Below are 22183 nucleotides of genomic sequence, written 5' to 3'. Positions count from 1 at the left end.
CTACAACGTTGGGAAAGGTAAGCAGGTATTGAATATGAGAATCGTTTGCAATAACATTCGCTAATTGCCGCATGGTGCTCCACCGGGGAATCGCGGCACGGCACATTTGCCACGCACGCGCCAGCACTGGCGCACGGGCGTGCGTTGGACGACAACAATGATGAAAAGACTGTGGTTTCAACTGCACTGGTTCTTCGGCATTACGGCCGGGCTGGTGCTGGCAGTGGTCGGGCTGACCGGCGCATTGCTTTCCTATTACGAAGAACTCACCCGCGCCTTCAGCCCGGGCGTCATGACAGTGACGGTGCCCGAGACGGGGGCGGCGTCACGGCTGCCCGTTCCCGAACTGGTCGCGCGCGTGCATGAGGCGGTGCCGGATCGGCGCATTCTGCTCATGACGGTAATGCGTGCGCCCGAGGACGCCGTCGGGGTGCGCCTGGCCGTTGGCGACGGGACTCGGGGCGAGACCTATTTCGTCGATCCGTACACGGGGCAAATGCTCGGCCGCTCGCAGGCGGACGTCGTATTCCGTTTCATCATGGACATTCACCGCTTCCTGACGGTGGATGGCATCGGCAAGCAGATTACCGGCGCGGCCACGCTGCTGCTATTCCTGCTGGCCTTGAGCGGTCTGTATCTGCGCTGGCCGCGCCGAATCGGCAACTGGCGCGCCTGGCTGCATATCGACTTCAAGAAGCAAGGCCGCCCCTTCCTGTGGAACCTGCACGCCGTGATCGGCACGGTAGTGCTGGTGCCGTACCTGCTGTCCGCGACAACGGGGCTTTACTGGTCGTACGACTGGTGGCGCGGCATGTTGTTCTCGATGGCGGGCGTTCCTCAGCCGGTGCGCAACAAACCGGCCGAGACGCCGGCGGCGGCGGCGGCGAAAACCATGAGGTCGGCAAAGCACCCCGAGGGCAAGAGGGCGTTGCCCGATCTGGCCTCCACGTCCGCGAACGACATGGGGACGGTGTGGGAGCGCTTTACCGCGCGGGTGCCCGATTACACCAAGGTGTACCTGCGTGCGTCGCAAAAGCCGGGCGGTCCATTGCAGATGACCTGGCTCGACGCGTCGGCGCCGCATGAACGTGCGTTCAGCCGAATGGACATCGATCCGGCGTCGGGCATCGTTCACAACGAAGAGCGTTACTTGCAGAAGACGACGGGCGGCCAGTTGATGACGAGCATCTACGCGTTGCATCGCGGCAGCTTCTTCGGCACGCCGGGCATCGTCGCCATGATGCTGTCGAGCCTGATGATGCCGGTGTTCTTCGTTACGGGCTGGATGCTGTATCTCGACCGGCGCAGGAAGAAACGCGCGCTGGCCGCGTCGCGTCCCGCGGGCGTGGGAACGGGTAATGGCGCATCGGCTGCAACGGCCGCAGCGGCTCCCGTTTCGTTGGCCGAAGACGGTGTGCTGATCGGCTATGCCAGCCAAAGCGGTGTGGCCGAAGGACTCGCCTGGCAGACGGCCGGCATGTTGCAGGGCGCGGGGGTACCGGCGCAGATTCAGCCGCTTGCACGCATTGGTCAGGCGCAGCTCGGTGCGGCCAGGCGGGCGCTGTTCATCGTCAGCACCTTCGGTGACGGCGAGCCGCCCGACAGCGCGCGCCGATTCTCCCAGCAGTTGATGAGTCAGGCGATGGCGCTGCCGACGTTGCGTTTCGCCATGTTGTCGCTGGGCGACAGCCATTACGACACGTTCTGCGGCTTCGGTCGCAAACTCGACGGGTGGCTGCGCGCGCAAGGTGGTGTAGCAGCGTTCGAGCCGATTGAGGTCGACCGGGGCGATCCGGGCGCATGGGCGAGCTGGCAGGAGCGTCTTGGGGAGTGGCTCGGGCGCCCGCTGGCGGCGTCGAAGACGGAAGACGGTCCGCGCTTCGAGCCATGGACGCTTGCCGAGCGTGAGGTGCTCAACCCCGGCAGCGCCGGTCTGCCCGCCTATCATCTGGCGTTCACGCCGCCGCGGGGCGCGACGTGGGCCGCCGGTGATCTCGTGGAGGTGCGCCCGCGTCATACGGCTGCGCATATCGACGTGTTCCTCGCAGGCAGTGTCTGGGCGCCGGACGTGCGGGTCAGCGTGGCCGGACGTGAAGCGCTGTTCGGCGAAGCGTTGCGCGAGCGCGTGTTGCCAGACACGGCGCCGCCTGCCGGCATCGATTTGCAGGACTGGCTCGACCGCCTGGCGCCGTTGCCCGAGCGCGAATACTCGATCGCTTCGACACCGGAAGAAGGTAAGTTGATGCTGCTCGTGCGTCAGACACGAAATCCCGACGGCACGCTGGGCCTCGGCTCCGGATGGCTGACGCATGGCGTGGCGCTGGGTGAGAGCGTGACCATGCGTGTGCGTCGTAACCCCGGCTTCCACGGGCCGGCCGGGGCGAACGGCATGATCCTGATCGGGAACGGTACGGGGCTGGCGGGCCTGCGGGCGCATCTGTCGGCACGCATTGCGCAGGGACATGTCCGCAACTGGCTGATTTTCGGTGAGCGTCAGGCGAGTCACGATGCCTTTCACGACGCCACGTTGCGCGAGTGGCAGGCGCAAGGGGGCATTGCACGGCTCGATCGGGTTTACTCGCGCGATCAGGCACAGCGGATCTACGTTCAGGATCGCGTACGCGACGCCGCGCAGGAAATTGCGCAATGGGTGGCCGACGGTGCCGCCATCTACGTGTGCGGCAGTCTGGCGGGTATGGCGCCTGCCGTCGACGCCGCCTTGGCCGACGCGATCGGCGCCGATACGCTGCTCAACCTCTCGGCGCAGGGGCGTTATCGCCGTGACATCTATTAGACGTACGCGCACAGTGTGCTAACGTAACAGGCGTTACAACGGGGCTCGATATGCATCGGGCCCTTTTTCCATCCCGCTCAGGGGGCGCCGCTTCGGCGTGGTCGCCGGGCAGAACAGGACCGGCAAGGGGAGGGGCGATGACGGCGACGTGGCAAATCGTGGTGCACGGACTGGTGCAGGGCGTGGGCTACCGCGCGGCGTGCGTGGTCGAGGCGCGCAAGCTTGGAGTCGCCGGCTGGGTACGCAACCGCCGTGACGGCACGGTCGAGGTCATCGCCCAGGGCGAGGCCGCCCAGTTGCTGGCGCTGTGTGAATGGCTGCGGCAGGGGCCGCCAGGCGCGCAGGTGTCGTCTTGCGACGTCGACAAGGCGTGGGTGGCTGAGTCGCCGCTGGAGGGCTTCGAGCAGCGAGCCAGTATCTGACGGACATCCCCGGCATACCCGGCGATGCCCGGCGATGCCCGTCGAGCGGACCGGGCATCATCGGATGGAATGAACTACGGGTGACGTTCGAGCGGCCTGCGCATTACGCGGCGAGCGCCAGTGCGCCGGGAGCGGCAGCGCCCGACGCATCGCCCGTCACGGCCGCAGCCGGGTGGGCGGCTTCGTGCGCCGACAGCCGGAACAGCGCGACCGACTCGCGCAGACGTGCCGCCTGCGTCTCGAGGGCGGCGGCGGCGGCCGAAGCTTCCTCGACGAGTGCGGCGTTTTGCTGCGTCATCTCGTCCATTTGCGTGACAGCCATGTTGACCTGCTCGATACCGCTGGATTGCTCGACGCTGGCGGCCGAAATCTCGCCCATGATGTCGGTCACGCGTTTGACCGACTGCACGACTTCCGACATCGTTGCGCCTGCGCGCTCGACCAGCCGGGTGCCGGCTTCCACGCGCGTGCCCGACGCTTCGATCAATCCCTTGATTTCCTTGGCGGCCGACGCGCTGCGTTGCGCCAGCGTACGCACTTCGCCCGCGACCACCGCGAAACCGCGACCCTGTTCGCCCGCGCGCGCGGCTTCCACGGCGGCGTTCAACGCCAGGATGTTCGTCTGGAAGGCGATGCCGTCGATGACGGTGAGAATGTCGCTGACCTTTTGCGATGCCTCGGCGATATCGCGCATCGTGGTGACGACTTCCTGAACCACGTCGCCGCCCCGCGCGGCCGTCTCCGATGCCGTGACGGCGAGCTGGCTTGCGGCACGTGCGTTCTCGGCGTTTTGTTTGACGACGGCGGTCAGTTCCTCCATGCTCGCCGCCGTTTGTTCCAGCGACGACGCCTGGGACTCCGTGCGGCGCGACAAATCCGCGTTGCCATCGGCGATTTCGCGGGCGCTGCCGTGAATGGCCTCGGTGCTCTCGCGTACCGTGCCGACCGTGTTGGCAAGACCGTCGCGCATGCGGCCGAGCGCGCCGAAAAGCTGGCCCATCTCGTTGCGCGTGCGCTGTTCGATGCGCTGGCTCAGATCGCCCGCGGCCATGCGCTCGAAATAGGCAATGACTTCGCGAATCGGGCGCAGCACGGCGCGCGCGAGCATGGCGCGGCCCCACAGGGCAAGCAACAGGGCGATCGCGAGCGTGGCACCCAACGCGATGCGCATGGTGTTGTAGCGGGTCTGGGCGGCCTCATACCGGGCTTTCTGACGCGCGACCTGCATGTCCTGAAGCTCACGCATGAGCGTGTCCAGACTGTTGTAGGCCGCTGGCGCAATGCGTGCCTGGATCTGGTGGAAGCCTGCGACGTCACCTTGCTTCAGAGAGTTGAGGGCCGGCGTGATGACCTTGTCGAAAAAGGCGCGGCGTTTTTCATCGGCGGATTTGGCGACCTCCGCTTCGTGCGCATCTTCTTTGGGACGTTTCAGATAATCGTTCCAGAGGGCGTCCGACGCCGCGATGTATTGGGTCCCTCGTTTGAGGACTTTTTCGGATTCGTCCGGATCTGCCCCGAGGCTGACGTACGACGCGTACGTCGCCATGGACAGGCGCGTGCGGAGAATTTGCTCGCCGGTTCCCTTCAGTTCGGCCAGCGCAGGGGTGTCCTCCGTGGCCATCTTGCTCAGGGATTCGTTGCTGGAGCCAAGCGCTTTGAGACCCAGCACGCTGACGAGGACGAGTAGTGCACCAAGCAAACCTAAGACCAGCGTCAGACTGGCCCGAATCGTAATGTTCTTATACATATGGATCGATGTTGTGGATGCCCAGGCCGTGCCAGGAGGTTGCGCGACCTCCCCGTCCATCGGTGAATGCGGGACGGAGCATAGGGATTATCGGCATATGAGAAGCAGAACTTGAGCTGTTCGGGCTCGGGCGATTCCGAAAGTGCTGCGGCGGCCCGAAAAGTTCGGAATTTGCGCAGTCGCAAGCGACGCGCAACAGGCCAGACTTGAAGCCTCTTTCACTTTCTTCAGTACGCCGAAACGCGTGAATCGTGATGCGGCGTCAATGGCGCGATGAATCTCGACAAATTCAAGTTCCGATCCGCAAGCCCGGATGCGCAGCGGCACGAGGCCGATAACGACGGTTCGCTGGAAGGATGTGTAAGGAATGGCCCGTGCGAGGTCTTAGCCGGTATGACCGCCGGTATGACTGCCGGTACGACTGCCGGTGTCGGGGCCGAGGTTGCCGCTGATGCCGAGGCTGCCGGGGGCGACGAGGGCGACGAGGGCGTGAGCGACATTGCGACATTCCGTATGGCGCTGGTGCATGAGCTTCGCGCGCCGCTACAGGTTTTGCAGGGGCAAATCGACGCCATGTGGGACGACGCCACGCACCTTGCCGGCGCGCATGCGCCCCGCCGACGGCTCGGCACCATGCGAAGCATGCTCGATGTGCTCGCCGGTGCCGTGGACGACGTCTTGCAACTCGGGCAGGGGGAGATTGCACAACTGCCGCTGCGCGAGGCGGCGTTCGAAGCGCGGGCGTGTCTCGACGCCGAGGTCGATGCCTTTGCCGACGCGGCGCGCGCCAAAGGGCTGGACCTGACGTGCGAGATTGCGGACGACGTCCCGGTTTTCCTTTGGGGAGACGCCAATCGATTGCGGCAAATCGTGCGCATCCTGATCGATAACGCCCTGAAGTACACAGCCTGCGGTGGTGTCGCCATCCGGGTTTCCTGGGCACCGGCGACCGGTCGTGCAGACGACGCGGGGACACCGGGGGCCGCAAGGCGGCGTAACACCGAGGCGTGCCGGCTGACGATTCAGGTCATGGACACCGGGCCGGGCATTCCGGCGGGTATGGAGAATGCCGTTTTCGCGGCTTACGCGCGAGCCGATGGGACAAGGGCAACGCCGGGCACCGGACTGGGGCTGTGGATTGCGCGTCAATGGGCGGGACGCCTTGGGGGCGTGCTGTGTGCGCAGCCGTGCACGAGCGGAGCGCGATTTCATCTGTCGGTGCCATTGGCCCGGGCGGCTGGAGCGCATGCCGGGATAGCCGCGGGGCCGAGCGCCGAAGGGGCGGGGAGGGGCACCGCATTGCCACGAGCGACCCGGCGCGATGTGCCGGTCGAGGTACCTCTCGAGGTGCCGGTGGCGCAGGTCGCCGTGCGTGAAGGGCTGCAGGCGCTCGTCGTGGACGATCACGTGATGAACCGGACGGTCCTCGGCGATCAGTTGGCCGCGCTCGGGTGCCACGTGGCAAGCGCGGAAGATCTGACCGAGGCGTTGGTGCAGTGGATCGCGCGCGATGTCGATGTCGTACTCACGGACGTGCATCTCGATGGCGTGAGCGGTCTGACGCTATCGAAGACGTTGCATGCCCTTGCGCCGATGCTCGGCCGGCGGGAACCCGTCGTGTTCGCGGTAACAGGGTCTGTCGTGGAGGCACGCGCGGCTCGCGAGGCGGGGATCGACGAGGTGTTGACGAAGCCGGTCTCGCGTCAGCGGCTGGCGCAGATATTGGCCCTTCGATGGCCCGAGGTGCAGTCCCTCGACGGGGCGCGGGTGGGCGATGTGGACGCCGGCCTGTCGTGCGATGCAGTGGGGCAACCCCGCAAGCGGCTTCCCGCGATGAGAGACGATCCTCATGCAAGGCGAATGATGCGAGACGAAATGGCAAAGGATCTGGCGCGCTTTCGACGTCTGATGGCCAGACGCCGCGCGGACGACATCGATGCGGCCCAATTGCTGCTGCACCGCATGCGCGGCGCGTGCCGGATGTTCGGCGATCCGGCGTTGACGGCCCGATGCGAGCGTCTGGCGCAGAGGCTGGAAGACTGTGGGCGCGAGCCCCGCGTCCGGGGTCGTTCTGCGTGAGCGTGCGATGGCGTGGGGGTATTGCGCGGACATGTCGCCTGGACGTATCGCTTGGGTGTATCGCTTAGATGTATCGCTTAGGCGTAGCGCTCAAACGTAGCGCCAGACCGCGAGATAGTGACAAACCGTGCCGCCGATGGCGAACAGGTGCCACACCAGATGTCCGAACTTGATGTGGCCGTCGAGCGAGTAGAAGATCGCACCGACAGTGTAGGCTGCGCCGCCCGCGTACAACCATCCGGCACCCGGTCCCGGAATGGCGGCAAGCACGGGGCCGGCGACCAGAACGGCGATCCAGCCGAGTCCGATATAGAGCAGCGTCGAGACAAGCGGGCGGTCGAGCAAGCCGAGCGACTTGGCGATCAGACCGGCGATCGCCATCGTCCAGACGCCGGTCAGCAGCGGCCAGCCCCACGGATCGTTGAGGATCTTGACGGTGAATGGCGTGTAGGTCCCCGCGATGAAGAGGAAGATGGCGCAGTGATCGACCCGCATGAAAAGGCGCTTCGCGCGACCGTCCGGCAGCCCGTGATACAGCGCGGACGCCAGATAGACCACGACCATCGTGACGGCGAACACGGCAATGCCGATCTGCTGCACCGTGCTCGGGCTGGGCAGCGGCCCACGCACGGCCGTGAAGAGGAACGGAATCGCCGCGAGCGCAGCAAGACAGGCGAGGCCGTGACTGACGCTGTTGGCGAGTTCTTCGCTGCGGGTCTGCGCGCGAGCGACTGCCCTCGCGGTGGGTGGTGCCGTGCTCATGCCATCCTCATCGGGGAAGCCGTGGAAAGCGGGTAAAGCAGGTAAAGCAGGTAAAGCAGGTAAAGCAGGTAAAGCAGGTAAAGCAGGTAAAGCAGGTAAAGCAGGTAAAGCAGGTAAAGCAGGTAAAGCGGATCTAGCGAAACTGCGTCAACGATGGGCTTCGTGCCACTTGCGCACGGCGGCCATCGTGTTCTGGACGTGCTTGTCCGGGTCCATGCTGACGTAGCTGTAGATGACCTTGCCGTCGGGGGCGATCACATACGAAATGCGGTTGGCGATGTCGGGTTTGAGCGCCAGTACGGCGTCATACGACTTCATGATCTTCTGGTCGGTGTCGGCTGCCACGGCGAACTTGCTGCGGCACTCGGACACGGAAAACTTGTTGAGCGTATCGATGTTGTCGTGCGAAACGCCGATGACCGTTGCGCCCATTTCCTTGAACTTGTCGGTCGCCTCCGCAAAGTCGTGCGCCTCTATCGTGCAGCCCTTGGTGAACGCGGCGGGGTAAAAGTACAGCACGACGGGGCCCTGTTTGAGGGCGTCGGCGAGAGAGAAGGTGAAGACCTTGCCGCCAAGCGACGCCTGTGCCTTGAAGTCGGGCGCGGCGGCGCCGTTCTGCAACGCTGCGTGGGCGGGGATCATGCACCAGGCGGTCACGCCAATGATGGCGGCTGCGGCAGTCATTCCGAACCAACGTTTCATGCAAGGCTCCCATAGTGGATGCTTAAGGATAGAGGCTTGCGATGGCGCTGTCCAACGTGCGCCGTTGCCTTCGATGCCACATTCCGCGCGGGCGCGGCATGAGCGCGGGCTGGTCCCGGGCAAATGCCAGTCTAGCGGCGGGTTCGTGACAGGCGTCTGTCAGCAGGGCGTTATCGTCCACCGTGTCAGCTTTGGCTACCGTGCCCGCCGGAATGACCGATGGATTGCGCGCTGCCGATCGGCAGGACCGTCGTGGACTTGATCTGCGAGAGCGCGATCATGGAGTTGACCTCCTGCACCATCGGCAGTTGGGAGAGCCGTTCGAAGAAGAAGCGCTCGTAGGCGTCGACGTCGCGCGTCACGATACGAAGCAGGAAGTCGACGTTCCCCATCAGCACGTGGCATTCGAGCACTTCCGGAAACGCCTGAATCGCTTTCGAAAATTCCGGAAGTGCGTTGCGGTTATGGCCAGCCAGTTTTACGTGTGCAAACAGCATCACGTTCAGGCCGACCTTCTTGCGGTCGACGAGCGCGACACGCCGCTCGATCACGCCCTCGGCGTCGAGACGGTCGATACGGCGCCAGCATTGCGACTGCGACAGGCCGATGCGCTCGCCGATCTGGGCAGCCGAAAGCGAGGCGTCCTCCTGAAGAAGCGCGAGGATTTTCTCGTCGAATTCGTCGATTTGCATGATTTATTCCAAAATATAGAAAAAATTGAATGAATCATGTGTAACCGGCGGAGTTTTGTCAACGTTACGCGAAGCATTTACCGGCAGATCTCCGTAAACTTTGCACCTATCGGTGATATTCGCCGCAGTTCTCTCCCTAAGCCGTTTGCCTCAGCAGGAAAACACGTACCCATGAAACTCGACTTGACTCTGCCCGCTGCCGAAACCGCGACCGGTGCCGTCGCCCAGCCCGTTGCCCCGTTGTCTGCCAAGGGAGCAGACCTTATTGCACGCACGCTGGTCGATATCGGTATCGATACGGTGTTCTGCTACCCGGGCGGGGCCAACCTCGAAATGCTCGACGCCCTCTCGCGGGTCTCCATTACGCTGGTACGGACCGAACATGAGCAGGGTTCCGTCTTCGGCGCACAGGGCTATGCCCGCGCCACGGGCAAGCTGGGCGTTTGTCTGGCGACTTCCGGCCCCGGTGCGACCAATCTGGTGACGGGCATTGCCGACGCCGCCAGCGATTCCGTGCCGATTCTGGCAATCACCGGTAACGTGGCCACGCACTGGCTCGGGAAGAATGCGTTTCAGGAAGTCGATATCGTGGCAATCACCAAGCCGGTGACGAAACTCGCCCGTCAGGTGCGTGAGGCGCGCGACATCCCCGCCGCACTGCGCGAAGCCGCCGCCTGTGCGCTGGCGGGGCGTCCCGGCCCCGTGTTGCTCGACTTTCCGAAGGACATCCAGCAGGCGCGCCCCGATCAGCCGACGGACAAGCGCTTTACGCCGGCCACGCCCGCCGGCATGAGCGACGAGACGGCGCAACGCATCGCGGCGCTGCTCTCGCAGAGCGAGCGTCCCGTGATTTACGCGGGCGGCGGTGTGATCGCTTCGGGTACGGGCGAGCAACTCGTGGCACTTGCCGAGGCGCTCGACTGTCCGGTGGCCCTCACGATGATGGGACTCGGCGCGGTACCGGACGACCATCCGCTGCTGCTGGGGCCGCTCGGCATGCATGGGGCCTATGCGGCCAACGTCGCCGTGAACGAAGCCGATCTCGTGCTGGCGCTCGGCGTGCGCTTCGATGACCGTGTCATCGGCGATCCTCCCCAGTTTGCCCGTCACGCCAAGATCGTTCATATCGACGTGGATGCGGCCGAAATCGGCAAGAACAAGCCCGTGACGCTCGGTGTCCATGCGGATTTGCGCGATGCCTTTGCCGGGCTGCTTGCCCACGCCGCGCGTCGCGACGTGCCGGCATGGCATGCCTATCTTTGCGAGCGTCGCGAGGCGCACCCGCTGCGCGCCCCGCTGCCGAGCGGCGCTGCGCATGGCAGCGTGCTCACGGGTGTCGACGTCATCGCGGCGCTGGCCGCGATGCTGCCGCCCGAAGCGGTCGTGACCACCGGCGTCGGGCAGCATCAGATGTGGGCCATGCAGCACCTGCGCCTTCGCGAGCCGCGCACATTTCTCTCGAGCGCGGGTTTCGGCACGATGGGCTTCGGCCTGCCGGCAGCCATCGGCGCCAAGGTGGCGCTGCCCGACGTGCCGGTCGTCGACATCGACGGCGACGGCAGCCTGAACATGTCCGTCAACGAACTCTCGACATGCCGCCGCTACCGCCTGGGCGTCAAGGTGCTGGTCATTAACAACCAGTGGCTGGGGATGGTGCGTCAGTGGCAGGACATGATCTATTCGCGTAATCGCGTGGCGTCGTCGCTGGTCGACCCGAATGCGCCGCAGGGCGCGGACGAAGGGCATCCGTACCCGGATTTCGTGACGATTGCGGCCGGGTACGGCGTCGCCGGCGCCCGGGTCACGCGTGCGGCGGAACTGCCTGCGGCGCTCGCGCGCATGCTCGAAGACCCGAGCGAGCCGTATCTGCTCGACGTCCTGGTCGCGCGCGAGGACGACGTCTATCCCATGATCCCCGCCGGCAAGACGTATCGCGACGTGGTCTTCGGTCCCGGACAAGCCGCCGGCCCGATCGCCGCGGGCGCATTCTGATTTTCCGTCTGCGACCATGGGGCGACGACGCGACGCGGGAAAGCCGCCTGGCCCAGCCGTCGAGGGTTTCGCATGAGGTGAGAATTCCCGGTCGCGTCGCGAGATCGCAACGAGATAACCCGCTTCGGCGGGTTTTTTACGTTTCGGCGGCAGCGAGGAGTATCATTGCGCTCTTTCAAGAATTCTCGCCAAGGAAATCAATATGTTGACGAAGCGCCTGGTGCTGGCCGCCGCCTGTATTCTGACGACCTTCGCCGCGCTGCCGGCCGCGCAGGCAGCCGATCCCACGTACACCGTGGGGGCAGGCGGCACGTACCGTCCGTTCGAATTCGAAACGCCGCAAAAGGAACTGGTCGGCTTCGACATCGACGTCATCAAGGCGGTCGGCAAGGCCGGCGGCTTCAACGTCAAGCTGGTGAGCACCCCGTGGGAAGGCATCTTCGCCACGCTCGATCAGGGCGATCGCGACATCATCATTTCCGGCATCACCATCACCGACAAGCGTCGTGAAATGGTCGACTTCTCGGCCCCGTACTTCCCGGCCGATCAGGTCATCATCACCGCGCCGGGCGCCAAGGTCGCCGGTCTGGCCGATCTGAAAAAGCTGCAGGTCGGTGTGGTCAATTCAAGTACGGGCGACATCGCCGTCTCGGAAGAACTGGGCCGCGCAAGCACCTCGATTCGCCGTTTCGACAATACGCCGCTCATGCTCGAAGAACTGTATCGCGGCGGCGTGGACGCTGCCGTGGGCGACGTTGGCGTGATCAAGTTCTACATCAAGAGCCATCCGGAAAAGCCGTTCAAGCTGGTCTACGACAACAAGTTCAAGCGCCAGTACTTCGGTATCGCCGTGAAGAAGGGCAACAAGGTCGCCCTCGACAAGATCAACACCGGCCTGAAGAAGATCGTGGCCGACGGCACCTACGCCAAGATCTACAAGCAGTGGTTCGACGCCGACGTGCCGACCCTGCCGCAGCAATAATCAGGCGAGTCCGCATTCAACGCGTGTAAGATTCGCGCCACGCGCGCCAGAGACTCTGGCTACTCGCGGCCCGTGAGCTGATCGTCGACCTTCGACGTCAATCCCGGGCCGCGAGCGTTTTTCTGCCGGGCAGCCGGTTCGTTTCATTTTGTGAGAAAGGTGCTTCATGGGTGGGTTCCAGTGGAACATCATCAGCGAATACATGCCCTTGTTCGTCGAGGGCACGCTGATGACGCTCAAGTGCACGGTGATCTGTGTGATCGCCGGCACGTTACTTGGGCTTGTGCTCGGCGTCGGCCGTCTTGCCGAAGCGCGTCACGGCTTCTACAAGTATTTCCTGCGCTACGCGGTGCAATATCCCGTGCGCTTCTACGTCAGCTTTTTCCGTGGCACGCCGCTGTTCGTGCAGATTCTGCTGATCCACTTTGCGCTGATGCCGATGCTGATCAATCCGTCGGGCGGTCTCATCATCAGCGGTGACTTTGCCCGCGAAATCCGCTCGCAGTACGGCGCGTTCATGTCCGCCGTGCTTGCGATCTCGCTCAACGCCGGGGCGTACGTCTCGGAGATCTTCCGCGCGGGCATCCAGTCGATCGACCGGGGACAGGCCGAAGCCGCCCGCTCGCTGGGCATGACCTACATGCAGACGCTGCGCAAGGTCGTGCTGCCGCAAGCCTTCCGCCGCATGCTGCCGCCGCTGGGCAACAACGCCATCGCCATCGTGAAGGATTCCTCGCTTGCGTCCGCCATCGGTCTGGCGGAACTCGCATACGCAGCGCGTACCGTGTCGGGCGCCTATGCGCGCTATTGGGAGCCGTATCTGATGATTTCGCTGATTTACTGGGCGATCACGCTGGTGCTTTCGGCATTTGTTCAACATCTGGAAACGAGGTACGGCAAAGGTGATCGTCGTCAATAACCTGCAAAAGCAGTACGGCGAATCGCACGTGCTGCGCGGCATTTCGTGCCGCATCGAGGAAAAGGAAGTCGTGTGCGTGATCGGCCCGTCGGGCTCGGGCAAGAGCACGTTCCTGCGCTGTCTTAACGGCCTGGAAGACGTAAGCGGCGGCGAAGTACTCGTCAACGGCTTCCATGTGGAAGATCCGAAAACGGACATGAACGCCATGCGTGCGAGCGTCGGCATGGTGTTCCAGCGTTTCAACCTGTTCCCGCACATGTCGGTGCTGGAGAACCTGATCCTCGCGCCGATGCAGGTCAACGGCATCAAGCGCGACGCCGCGGTCGTCATCGCCGAGCATCTGCTGCGCAAGGTGGGCCTGATCGACAAGATCGACGCGTTCCCGAACCAGCTCTCGGGCGGCCAGCAGCAGCGCGTGGCCATCGCGCGTGCGTTGGCGATGCGGCCGACCGTCATGTTGTTCGACGAGCCGACTTCGGCGCTCGACCCCGAACTGGTCGGCGAAGTGCTCGAAGTCATGAAATCGCTCGCGCAAGAGGGGATGACCATGGTAGTGGTGACCCACGAAATGGGTTTCGCCCGTGAAGTCGCCGATCGTGTGTTCTTCATCGATCAGGGTGTCATTATGGAAGAAGGCCCGCCGGAGCAGATCTTCACGGCACCCAAGCATGAGCGCACGCGCGAATTCCTGCGCAAAGTGCTGTAATTCTTACGATCGCGGCGCCTCAAAGGTACATCGACGCGCCGCATCTGATTACAATGCGAGGGTACGCGCGTCGAGTGACCGGAAGGAGCTTCGGGCACTGGCGCGTCGCAGGCACCCTGAGCCCCCGTCAGGTTTTTTCACAGGGCAGCGACCTTTGTCCGGTCTGCCCCGCAATCGCAGATTGCACTCCGATTTCACGAGGTAGTCATGAGCCAGCAAATCGCTGTGACCCGCCAGACGTTCGACGACGTGATGGTACCCAATTACGCTCCTGCACAGATGGTGCCCGTGCGCGGCGAAGGCTCGCGCATGTGGGACCAGCAGGGGCGCGAGTATGTCGACTTTACTGGCGGGATCGCCGTCAACGCGCTCGGCCATGCCCACCCGGAACTGGTGAAGGTCATCGAAGCGCAGGCCCGCAAGGTCTGGCACATCGGCAACGGTTACACCAATGAGCCGGTGCTGCGTCTGGCCAGGGCGCTCACCGACGCCACGTTCGCCGACAAGGCGTTCTTCTGCAATTCGGGTCTCGAAGCCAACGAAGCCGCGCTCAAACTGGCGCGCCGGTATGCTTACGACCACGCCGCCGAGCGCGGCGGCAAGGAAAAGAGCGAAATCATTTCGTTCTACAACTCGTTCCACGGCCGTTCGCTGTTCACGGTGAGCGTGGGCGGTCAGGCCAAGTACACCGAAGGCTTCGGTCCGATTCCTGCCGGCATCATGCATCTGCCGTACAACGATCTCGAGACCGCCAAGGCGACGATCTCGGAGGCCACGGCTGCCGTCATCGTCGAGCCGGTGCAGGGCGAGGGCGGCGTGCTGCCGGCCGATCCGGAATTTCTCAAGGGCCTGCGTGAATTGTGCGATCAGCACGGCGCGCTGCTGATCTTCGACGAAGTGCAGACGGGCGTTGGGCGCACAGGCACGCTGTACGCCTACGAACAATACGGGGTGACGCCGGACATCCTGACCACGGCCAAGGCGCTGGGCAACGGGTATCCGATTGGCGGCATTCTGACGACGAGCAAGATCGCGGCGAGCTTCTCGCCGGGTACGCATGGCTGCACGTATGGCGGCAACCCGCTGGCGACCGCCATCGCCGGCCGCGTGCTCGAACTGATCAACACGGCCGAAATGCTCAAGGGTGTCCAGGCGCGGCACGATCATTTCATCAAGGGCATCGAAGCGATCAACGCACGTCACGGCGTGTTCGAGCATGTGCGCGGCATGGGCCTGCTGATCGGCGCGGTGCTCAAGCCCGCGTTTGCGGGCCGCGCCAAGGACATCGTTGTCGAAGCCGAAAAGAACGGTCTGATGTTGCTGGTCGCGGGAGGGGACGTGGTGCGTTTCGCGCCGTCGCTCAACATTCCGTTCGCCGACATCGACGCCGGTCTCGCGTCGCTGGAGAAGGCGGTCGCCGCGGTGGCGGCAACGGCAAAGGCGGCCTGACCGGGGCGTCGAACGCCAGGACCTGAGCGTATGCCCAGGACGATGGGCCGGACCGGCGGATGACGCCGCTCCGGCCCTTGCTTCATCCACTTCAGGGAATGCCTCTCACATGACGCACACGCCGCGCACCCTCCCTATATCTTCCTCGGCTTCCCCGGCTTCCTCGGCTTCCTCCTTGCGGCCGTCATCGAAAGCAACGGCGAAACCCGAGGTCGCGACGCCCCCGGGCCTCGCGGGCGCGGATGACGCGAATTCGTTACGCGTGGTGCGGCTTGCGCGTCCCGCCGACCTGCCCGCACTGCTGGAACTGGCGGCGCTGGCGGGGCCCGGCATGACATCGTTCAAGCCCGACCGCGCAGCGCTCGAAGCGCGTCTGGCGCGCGTGGCGGCAACGCTGGCGGGCGCGGCGCCCACGGCCGAGCAAGGCTATCTATTCGTGATGGAGGACGTGGGTACCGGCGAGATCGCCGGCGTGTGCGGGCTGGAAGCGGCCGTAGGGCTCGATCAACCGTTCTATACGTATCGCAAGGACACCATCGTTCACGCGAGCCGCGAACTCAACGTCTGGTCGCGCATGCTGACGCTCTCGCTCTCGAACGATCTCACGGGTTACAGCGAACTCTGTTCACTGCTGCTCGATCCGAAGTGGCGCGGGCATGGGAACGGCGCACTGCTGTCCAAGGCGCGCTTTCTGTTCATGGCGCAGTTTCCGGAGCGCTTCGGTCCGCACGTGTGCGCCGAGTTGCGCGGGTTCTTCGACGATGAGGGCCGGAGCCCGTTCTGGCAATCGCTCGGCCAGCACTTCTTCAAGATCGACTTCGATCAGGCGGACTACCTGACATCCATCGGCAAAAAATCGTTCGTGGCCGAACTGATGCCGAAGTATCCCATTTATGTCGACTTCCTCTCGGCGCAGGCGCAGGCGGCAATCGGCGTGACGCATCGCGACACGCTGCCGGCGCGCCGTCTGCTGGAGCAGGAGGGCATGCGCTCGGGGGCGCACGTCGACATCTTCGATAGCGGCCCGGTGCTCGAAGCGCGTGTGGCCGACTTGCGTGCGGCACGCGATAGCCGCTATCTGTCGGTCAGCATCGTGGCATCGGAAGATGGCGGCGCGGCCCCGGCGGTTCCTAACGCGGAGCCGTATCTCGTGGCATGTCTGGGCCTCGATGGCTTTCGCGCCACGCTGGTGACAGGACGGCCCGAGCGCCGCGCCTTCTCGCTCAGCCCGCTCGCCGCGCAGGCGCTGGGCGTGCGGCACGGCGACCGTGTGCAGGTGCTGCCGCTCAAGCCGCCGCGCGCCGAAGCCGTTTGATCCGCCCGGGCCGCCTAAGGTCCCGGGGCCGCCCAAGCGGTTTGCGCCGCTCGCGTTGCCTCAGAATTGGACCGTCGCCGTGACCGTGTCGGTGTAGACGCCCGGGGCGGGCGTCGATTGCGACGGTACGACGGCATAGACCGGAATGAACTGAACCAGACCGGTGCCCACGCCTGTCAGTTGCGATGTGCCCGACGTGCCATCGCCCCAGACCGTGCCGTAGCTGCTGTCCAGATACAGCTGATAGCTCACGTTCGATGTCGGTCCGGACATCGTTCGCGATGCAACGGTGCCCATCAATCCCCCCGACAGGCTCACGCGAAAGGCGTCGTTTTTTGTGCATTGCACCGTCACTTGCCCGCTGCCGGCGACGGGACTCGCGAGCGTCGACTGAGTGGCGAATGTGATGTTGGTGGCGGCGATCGTGCAGTTGTTGATGACCGTCACGTTCGCGGTGAATGGCGCGCCGGGCACGGCGGTCATGGCGCTCCCGCACGCGGGCGCGGGCGACAGCGCGCCGTACGGCGCATATTGCAGCGACGTGTCCGCCGACGCAAACGTGCGCGAGTAGACGGTATTGCTGCTGCCGGAGGTCGGCACTGTCGTCTGACCTGCCGCGATCCTTGCGTAGAAGTTCACGTTTTGCGTGAGCGTGCCGCCCAGCAGCGGGCGCACCATCGTGAGCGAGATCACGTTGCTCGTGCTGCTGCCCCACGCGTTGGCAAACGACGGATCGGTGAAGAGGCCGAAGGCGATGGCGTCGCTCGCGTTGGTGAGCGTGAGCGGTTGCGCAACGTTCAGCGCCAGACAGAGTTGGACGTTCGGACTGCCGCCGAGCACGGGCCACGTGCACGAGACGGGCAATGTTCCCGTCGCGGAAAGCGCGGAGCCCGAAATGGGGCTGAACGCGGCAAAGGCTAGCGTTGGCGCGCCGATGGCGCAGGTCTGTGCCAGCGCACTCGTGTTCAGCACCATGCACCCGGCGGCGATGGCCCAACAGCGGCACGCCGTGGCGAGGGGGATGGCCAGGCCAAATGCGCGTGCGCGTCTCATGAGCGGGTCTCCTGCGTGGAGGGTGTAGAGGGTGCAGAGGGCGTAGAGGGTGCAGAGGGTGCAGAGGGCGCAGACGGCGGTGCCGGGGTAGCCGGGGCGTTCGCCGTCGCCGTCGTGCCCGGCTCCTGCACGGCGCGCGTGGTGATGGCGGGCGTCGTCTTGTCCGTTGCGAGCGTGCCGAAGCCGACGCACGTCAGGGGTCCGACGCGGCCGATGCGACCTTGCGGTGGCGTTTCCCAGTCGAACGAAACGCGGCAGCGCTGTCGTGCGTCACGCGATTCCAGCGTATTGCGCGCATCGAGAGTGTCGATGAATACCTCGCCGTCGTAGCCGATGACCGTCACAACGCCGCTTTGCACGTGGCGCACCGACGTTCCCGGGCGCAGCGGCCGTCCCGCCGCGTTGACAAGCGTGACGAGGGCGGCCCGATAGCGTCGCATGGGGAAGTGCACGACGACGCCGCTGCGCGCCTGCGGTGCGACGCGGCGCTCCGTGGTGACGACCTCCAGATCGGCGGGCAGATGCATGGGATCGATGCCGATGCGCGAGGCTTCGAAACCGTTCAGATCGGGCACGAGGAAATAGCCGCGCGAATCGGTGTGGCCCACGGGCACCGACTCGCGCAGCACCGGCACGTACGCTTGGGCATCGGTGCTGACCAGCGCGAAGGCGTCATACGTGCGTCGTGTGGCGTGCACGCTGCTGTCCATGACGACGAGCGCACCGGTCATGCCCAGCGCCGCGCCTGACTGACGTCCCACCTGTTGCGCAAGCGCCGAGATCTCGCCGTGACGTCCGAGGTACTGCACTTCACCCTGCATCGTACGTTGCGAGTAGGCACGTCCGCCGAGGACCTGCCAACCCCAGCCGCCGTTGTAGTCCGGTGTGCGGCTGGCGCCCGCCCATGTCTGTGTCTGCCCGTCCTGCTGATTGAAAGACACGGTGCCCAGCGCGCCACCGCTGCCGCCTAATAGCACGCTGAGCATGGCGAACACCCCATGCGAGCGTCGTCGCGCGAAGTCGCGAAAGCCGCCCATCGAGAGCATGCCGCGCGAGCCTGCGGGAAGCGTCAGGCTGGCCGACAGCACGCGGGTGGACGGCTGGCGCGTGGCACGTTGCGCGAACCATGCCAACGATGCGGTGCTTGCGCGGGCAAACGGCACGGAGAGCGTCACGCGATCGCTGGCGCGCGGCACGGGAACGCCGTCGAGCGTTGCAATGTCGCGAAAACGTCCTGACGTGCGGATCATTTGCGCGTCGATGCTCAGTCGCCGCGACAGATATTGATAGCCCGCGCTCCACTGGCTGCCCGTGCCGTGGCCGCCGGAGACGGCGGCCGAAGCGCTCACGACACCCGCGCGACCGAGTGCGACCAGCGCACCGGCGCCCATGAGCCCTAGGCGTCGTCCGGCCTGCGCCTGCGCTTCCACGGTCACGGTGTCCGTCGCGCCGTAACGCGCGGCGGCCGAGGCCACGGGATGATGACGATACGAGAACGAGCGCACGCCGTAATCGTCCCTCGGCAGTCCCGCTTCGACGGAAAAACTCGACAGGCCGCGCCTGAGCAGGCGCGGGTCGATGTACAGCGGCACAGTGATGATCTGCTCGCGCCCAAGCGCGTCGCGCGTGACCACGCTCGCTTGCAGATCGCCCGTGAGGCCGGGGGTTTCCTGAATGACGAAGGGGCCCGGCGGGACACGCCCGGTCATGCGCCGTACGCCATCCAGGTACAGGTCGACGGAGGAGGGCACGACGGCGCTGCCACGCAGCGCGGGAATCGGGAACGTCACCAGATCGGGCCGCAGTGCGAAGTTGCGGCGCCATTGCAGCCCGGCGATGCGTAGCGAACGGGTCCATGACAGTGAGCCGGTGATGAGATCGCCCGCGACCCATGTGGTCAGGCGCGCGGGGTCGTCGTGCTGCCACCATGTGTCGTACCGCCGGTAGCCCTGATGCCAGCGGGCGTGTTCCGCTACGCCGGTCTGCTGCAAGGTGCCCCCGGACCAGAAGCCACGCACCTCGCTCCAGAGCGACGCACGGGTAAAGCGGTCGCGCTGCACGTAGCCGTCGTAGTTCACAATCAGGCCGGGATCGGCCGTCGCGCCGATGACGACCGGCGCCGGGTTGCTCAGGCGGTATGGCGCCAGCCAGGCGTCACCCACGTCCAGCGCCAGGGTCTGACGCGAGGCGTCGTAGGCCGCCCGAATGCCATCGAGCGAGTCGAGGGCAACTTCGGCCGTGTCGTGCGCAGGCAGCTTGTCCACCGTCAGGCCGAGGGCGCGCAAGTCGCCGATCCTGGCATACCAGCGGCCTTGCCGTCGGGAGAATGGCGCGAGACGTCCCGTCGACTCGCCATTGACGATGACTTCCAGGACGTAAGGACCGTCGAGCCGCGACAGGCCGGCAGTGCGCGCAGGGGCCGGCGCGCCGGTGGCTGCCAGCGTCGCGTCGTCGAACACCGCGCTGGCCGCCGGCCGGGACAACGACGCCGGACGAGACGGCGCGTCGCCGGTGGAACGCGTGGCGGGCGGGGCAGGCATGGTCGACGTCGCGTCCCGAACCTTAGAAGGGTAGGAAGGGTTGGAGGGGTTGGAGGGATGCTCGGCGGGCGGCTTGCCGAGCGCGGGGGCGCAGGCGAGCGCCGTGCAAGTGGCCAGTGCGACGCCCACAGATGCTGCGCGGGCCGCGGGCGTTGGTGCTGCGACGTCCGTCGCATCGCATTCGACAGGCCAACGGCGCACGAACGACAGGCAGCCGGTGACGGTGCGCGCGCACACCGCTAACCTTCGCCATCCGGGGCAACGGCGGCGTCAAAACGCATCGGCACCGCATCGACGCGCGACTCCACCGTGAACGGCGCGACAGGGGGCGCTCCCGAGGGCCAGCGCACGGCGAAGCGGCGCGTCTGTCCTGCCAGCACATAGCCGAGCAGCCCGCGTGTGAGTTCGACGCTGCGCCCGGATGCGTCGAGCACACGCGTCGCGCCGAGCTGCGCATGCCGCTCGCCGTCATTGCGCACTTCCAGTTCGCCGCGCGTCATGCGCAAGTCGAAATGCAGCGCGGGCGCGCGCGAATGACTCGTCTGAACGAACACCGGCAACGAATAACGCAGGCGGATGGACACGCCCTCCGATGGCTTCGCGTCGAGGGAGGGAAGTTCGTCGACCACCAATCGATAGCTCTGCTCGTTGCCTTCCGGCCTGGCCGCCACGCGAACGAGTCGCACGATCTGCCGCTCGCCGGGCTCGATACGGATGATCGGCGGGCTGGCGATGAGCGCGTCGGTCGGCGTGAGGACGTTATCGCCGTTGCGCTGGGTCCAGGCGTACAGCCGCAACTGACCGTGAATGGGCAGATCGCCGGAATTGCCGAGCGTCAGCGTGGTCGCTGGCTGCGTCGGGAGGATGTTGACGATGACCGGCGAGACCTGCAGGGTCGCACCATTCCCGTCGGTCACGCATAGCGTCAGCAGCGCCGCGAACGCACCGCGGCAGGCATAAACCGTGGGTCGCCGGATCGCGGGCCTTGCCATCCCCGGCGATCGCGGCGATCGCGCCGGTCCCGCGGAACTCATGATCGTCATGTCGGCCTCCCGCCGTCTCAGAAGTAGACGGTCGCGGTGACCGTCGACGAATAGACGTCCGGCGCGGGCATGGTGGCCGAGAGCGTGGCTTGCCCGTAGACCGTGTAGGTCTTCATTACGCCGGTGCCTGAATCGCCCAGCGTGTTCGAGCCCTGTGTGTTGCCCCAGGGCGTCGCGTAGTTGGCGTCCTGAAACAGACCGAACGGAATCGTCGTGGTGTTGCCGGTGAGGGTGCCGGCCAGCAGCCGGTTCGTCTCGGTCGAGTTCGGCACCGTCCCCGCATTCAGGCCGATGTTGTAGCCCGTGGACGCCGTGCACACGACCGTGAGCGACGATGTGCTCGCGACCGGGCCGGTCGCCGAACCCTGCACCGCGTTGAATGTCATCGGGCTGGCGGCAACGGTGCAGCCGGGCAGGATCGTCAGCTGTACGCGCATTTGCGCCGTTGCCGTTCCGTTGGAATACACCGCCGCGCGCGCCGGGACGGTTTGCCCGAGCGCGGCGGCGATGCCGATGAGGGCCACACAGCGTAATGGTCGGTTCATGACGATTCTCCTTTGGAGTCCTATTCGATTGAAAAATGTGATCGTGCGGGGACTGCGTTGCCGGTGTCGATGTCACGGGGGCGTCACGCCCGTTCGCGCGTCAGGTTTCGGACGCTTTTTACGTAGTCTATGAAGGCATTCGCCCGAAATATGCGCACGTGGAGGGCTTTCGGAATCATCCCAATCGAAGGACGCAATGCCGCTCGTGGTGTGTCGTCGGCATACGCGCAAAGCGCACGTATCGGGATGACGCAGTGCGCACGAAGCGAGTGATTTTCAGTAACGATGATGAGGTGACGCGAAGGCGTGCGGCGCGATGTCGCAGGACGGGCGGGGCTTTCGCCGGGATCGGCGACGCAATGGTCCGGCAAGGTGCGGTGCGGCAAACCCGCGGGAAATGACCTGCGTCAAAGCGCGTGCCGGCGGCACAAGCATTCGCGC

The 22183-nt window shown here is 65.2% G+C and carries 17 protein-coding genes; 9 read left to right on the top strand and 8 right to left on the bottom strand.

Annotation, left to right across the window (positions count from 1 at the left end; translation table 11 throughout):
* Positions 1 to 157 precede the first annotated feature (157 nt).
* Together AB870_RS12200 and AB870_RS12195 are read left to right on the top strand one after the other, a co-directional pair.
* Positions 158 to 2794: a PepSY domain-containing protein gene (locus AB870_RS12200; protein ID WP_047908133.1), complete on the top strand. Its 2637-nt coding sequence runs from the start codon at positions 158 to 160 to the stop codon at positions 2792 to 2794.
* Positions 2795 to 2931: 137 nt separating this feature from the next.
* Positions 2932 to 3216: an acylphosphatase gene (locus AB870_RS12195; RefSeq protein ID WP_047904923.1), complete on the top strand. Its 285-nt coding sequence runs from the start codon at positions 2932 to 2934 to the stop codon at positions 3214 to 3216.
* A gap of 103 nt (positions 3217 to 3319) precedes the next feature.
* Here the strand turns inward: AB870_RS12195 and AB870_RS27415 are convergent, their stop codons facing one another.
* Complete coding sequence (locus tag AB870_RS27415; protein WP_047904922.1) at positions 3320 to 4963, bottom strand: methyl-accepting chemotaxis protein; 1644 nt, start codon at positions 4961 to 4963, stop codon at positions 3320 to 3322.
* Between the two features lie 405 nt (positions 4964 to 5368).
* On the opposite strand from AB870_RS27415, the gene AB870_RS12185 reads away from it, so the two are divergent.
* The gene (locus tag AB870_RS12185) at positions 5369 to 7042 is read left to right on the top strand and encodes an ATP-binding protein (RefSeq protein WP_167362698.1); all 1674 of its coding nucleotides are present in this window, start codon (positions 5369 to 5371) and stop codon (positions 7040 to 7042) included.
* Between the two features lie 90 nt (positions 7043 to 7132).
* On the opposite strand, the gene trhA is transcribed toward AB870_RS12185, so the two are convergent.
* The 3 genes from trhA to AB870_RS12170 form a co-directional block, all read right to left on the bottom strand.
* Positions 7133 to 7804, bottom strand: a complete 672-nt coding sequence (trhA, locus tag AB870_RS12180) for a PAQR family membrane homeostasis protein TrhA (RefSeq protein ID WP_047904920.1) — start codon at positions 7802 to 7804, stop codon at positions 7133 to 7135.
* Between the two features lie 147 nt (positions 7805 to 7951).
* A complete protein-coding gene (locus tag AB870_RS12175) occupies positions 7952 to 8506 on the bottom strand; it encodes a peroxiredoxin (protein WP_047904919.1) in 555 nt (184 codons plus the stop codon).
* A gap of 185 nt (positions 8507 to 8691) precedes the next feature.
* Complete coding sequence (locus AB870_RS12170) at positions 8692 to 9198, bottom strand: Lrp/AsnC family transcriptional regulator (RefSeq protein WP_047904918.1); 507 nt, start codon at positions 9196 to 9198, stop codon at positions 8692 to 8694.
* Between the two features lie 171 nt (positions 9199 to 9369).
* On the opposite strand from AB870_RS12170, the gene ilvB reads away from it, so the two are divergent.
* From ilvB to astA, 6 genes are all read left to right on the top strand, one after another.
* Positions 9370 to 11190: a biosynthetic-type acetolactate synthase large subunit gene (ilvB, locus tag AB870_RS12165; RefSeq protein ID WP_053059340.1), complete on the top strand. Its 1821-nt coding sequence runs from the start codon at positions 9370 to 9372 to the stop codon at positions 11188 to 11190.
* Between the two features lie 202 nt (positions 11191 to 11392).
* Positions 11393 to 12172, top strand: a complete 780-nt coding sequence (locus tag AB870_RS12160; RefSeq protein WP_157112305.1) for a basic amino acid ABC transporter substrate-binding protein — start codon at positions 11393 to 11395, stop codon at positions 12170 to 12172.
* A gap of 166 nt (positions 12173 to 12338) precedes the next feature.
* Positions 12339 to 13091, top strand: coding sequence for an amino acid ABC transporter permease (locus AB870_RS12155; RefSeq protein WP_047904917.1), 753 nt, complete (start codon positions 12339 to 12341; stop codon positions 13089 to 13091).
* Entirely contained in the window at positions 13075 to 13797 is a 723-nt protein-coding gene (locus AB870_RS12150; RefSeq protein WP_047904916.1) for an amino acid ABC transporter ATP-binding protein, read from the top strand. Before AB870_RS12155 ends, AB870_RS12150 begins: the two co-directional genes overlap by 17 nt.
* Positions 13798 to 14004: 207 nt before the next feature.
* Entirely contained in the window at positions 14005 to 15246 is a 1242-nt protein-coding gene (locus tag AB870_RS12145; protein WP_047904915.1) for an aspartate aminotransferase family protein, read from the top strand.
* Between the two features lie 262 nt (positions 15247 to 15508).
* Entirely contained in the window at positions 15509 to 16561 is a 1053-nt protein-coding gene (gene astA, locus AB870_RS12140) for an arginine N-succinyltransferase (RefSeq protein ID WP_047908130.1), read from the top strand.
* Between the two features lie 60 nt (positions 16562 to 16621).
* Here the strand turns inward: astA and AB870_RS12135 are convergent, their stop codons facing one another.
* The 4 genes from AB870_RS12135 to AB870_RS12120 form a co-directional block, all read right to left on the bottom strand.
* Entirely contained in the window at positions 16622 to 17614 is a 993-nt protein-coding gene (locus AB870_RS12135; protein WP_084663639.1) for a Csu type fimbrial protein, read from the bottom strand.
* Complete coding sequence (locus AB870_RS12130) at positions 17611 to 20154, bottom strand: fimbria/pilus outer membrane usher protein (protein WP_064674823.1); 2544 nt, start codon at positions 20152 to 20154, stop codon at positions 17611 to 17613. The genes AB870_RS12135 and AB870_RS12130 overlap by 4 nt, the downstream gene beginning before the upstream one ends.
* A gap of 239 nt (positions 20155 to 20393) precedes the next feature.
* On the bottom strand, positions 20394 to 21071 hold the full coding sequence (locus AB870_RS12125; RefSeq protein WP_167362697.1) for a fimbrial biogenesis chaperone: 678 nt from the start codon (positions 21069 to 21071) through the stop codon (positions 20394 to 20396).
* 143 nt (positions 21072 to 21214) lie between these two features.
* On the bottom strand, positions 21215 to 21742 hold the full coding sequence (locus AB870_RS12120; RefSeq protein WP_047904912.1) for a Csu type fimbrial protein: 528 nt from the start codon (positions 21740 to 21742) through the stop codon (positions 21215 to 21217).
* Between the last annotated feature and the right edge of the window lie 441 nt (positions 21743 to 22183).

This window comes from Pandoraea faecigallinarum (assembly GCF_001029105.3).
In the GTDB taxonomy this organism is placed as follows: Bacteria; Pseudomonadota; Gammaproteobacteria; order Burkholderiales; family Burkholderiaceae; genus Pandoraea; species Pandoraea faecigallinarum.
This window is presented reverse-complemented; position numbering and strand designations above follow the sequence as displayed.